The organism is Streptomyces milbemycinicus, from assembly GCF_002154605.1.
Lineage (GTDB): Bacteria > Actinomycetota > Actinomycetes > Streptomycetales > Streptomycetaceae > Streptomyces > Streptomyces milbemycinicus.
In genome coordinates, this window is sequence record NZ_MUNE01000593.1 from 2,273 (window position 1) to 3,688 (window position 1,416).

At 74.8% G+C, this 1,416-nt stretch carries 1 protein-coding gene and 1 pseudogene; one reads left to right on the top strand and one right to left on the bottom strand.

Features of this window, described 5'->3' with window-relative positions:
- Window positions 1-78: 78 nt before the first annotated feature.
- Window positions 79-627, top strand: a complete 549-nt coding sequence (locus tag CCN51_RS39665; protein WP_245881765.1) for an MmyB family transcriptional regulator — start codon at window positions 79-81, stop codon at window positions 625-627.
- A 17-nt stretch (window positions 628-644) separates the two neighbouring features.
- Here CCN51_RS39665 and CCN51_RS39670 read toward each other — a convergent pair.
- Window positions 645-1,416 (bottom strand): annotated as a pseudogene (locus tag CCN51_RS39670) (ROK family protein); the annotation flags it as partial.

The window sequence follows — 1,416 nt, forward strand, 5'->3', positions numbered from 1 at the left end:
GGGCGCTGCGGCTGACGCCGTCCGAGCACACCTATCTGCGCAACATCACGCTGCCCCGGCACGGGCACGGGCATGGGCATGGGCAGCAGCCGGATTCCGGTCCCCGGCCGCGCGTACGGCCCGAGGTCCGGCTGTTGCTGGACGCCATGGACGAGTCCGTGCCCGNNCACGGACATCCTCGCCTGGAATCTGCTGGGCGGCCGCGTCTGCTTCGACCTCTGCGCGATCCCGGAGCGGGAGCGCAACGCCGCCATGTTGGTCTTCCTCCACCCCGACGCCAGGGCGCTGCACCCGGACTGGGACAAGGTCGCCGACGAGACGGTGGCGAGCCTGCGGGCGGAGACCGGACGCCACCCCGACCACCCCCGGGTGTGCCAGGTCGTCGAGGAACTGCGGGAGCGGAGTGAGGAGTTCCGGCGGCGGTGGGAGGCGCAGCTGGTACGCGAGCGCACCAGCGGTACGAAGCGGATCCGGCACCCGGTGGTGGGGGATCTGACGCTGGCGTACGAGGCCTTCGTGCTGCCCTCGGACCCCGGCCAGGTGCTGTGCACCTACGCGGTGGAGAAGAGCTCCCCGACGGCCGAGGCGCTGCGGACACTGGCGCGGGCCACGGTAGGGGTTGCGTAGTCGGGTCGCGCTTCGCGTTACGCGCCGCCCTCCCGGGTACGGGTGAACACCCGCTCCCGGGCCGTCTCAAGACCCGTCGCCACCGCGCCGAGCAGCACCGCGTCCTCGCCGAGCGCGCTCGCCGCCACCTTCGGCCGCAGCGGNNGGCCGCGACCGCACCCTCAAGACCTTGCCGCTCGGCGCCGCCCAGCTGGGGCAGCAGCGGCAGAAAGCCGATCTCCCCGGCCGCCCCGTGTGCGCCGGTGAACAGCCGCCCGTCGGCTACCACGCCCATCCCGAGCCCGGTGCCGACCAGGACGTATACGAAGAGCCTGCTGCCCCGCCCCGCGCCGAAGGTGTATTCGCCGAGCGCCGCCAGGTTCGCGTCGTTGTGCACCGACAGGGACGTGCCCAGGGGGGTGCCCAACTCCTCGCGCATCCGGTCCAGCAGACCCGCGCGCCCCCATCCGGGCAGGTTGTCGGCGTAGCGCACCCGCCGCCGCTCGGGGTCGTACACCCCGGGCACGCCGACGNNCACCCCGGCGTCGGCGATGACCCGGCGGGCCGCGGCGACGGTGAGGTCCGCCATGGCGGCGGCGCTGCGGCCGCGGTTGCGCACCTCCGCGCGCGCGACGACGGTGCCGTCCAGGTCGGCGGCGGCCACGCGCAGCCAGGCGCGCCCGATGTCCAGGCCGAGGACGTAGCCGGCGGTCGGGTCCGGTTCGTACAGCACGGCGACCCGGCCACGCTCCGGCGGCGCCTGCCGGCCCGCCTCGCGTACAAGACCGGCCTCTTCGAGGGCGGCCAGGG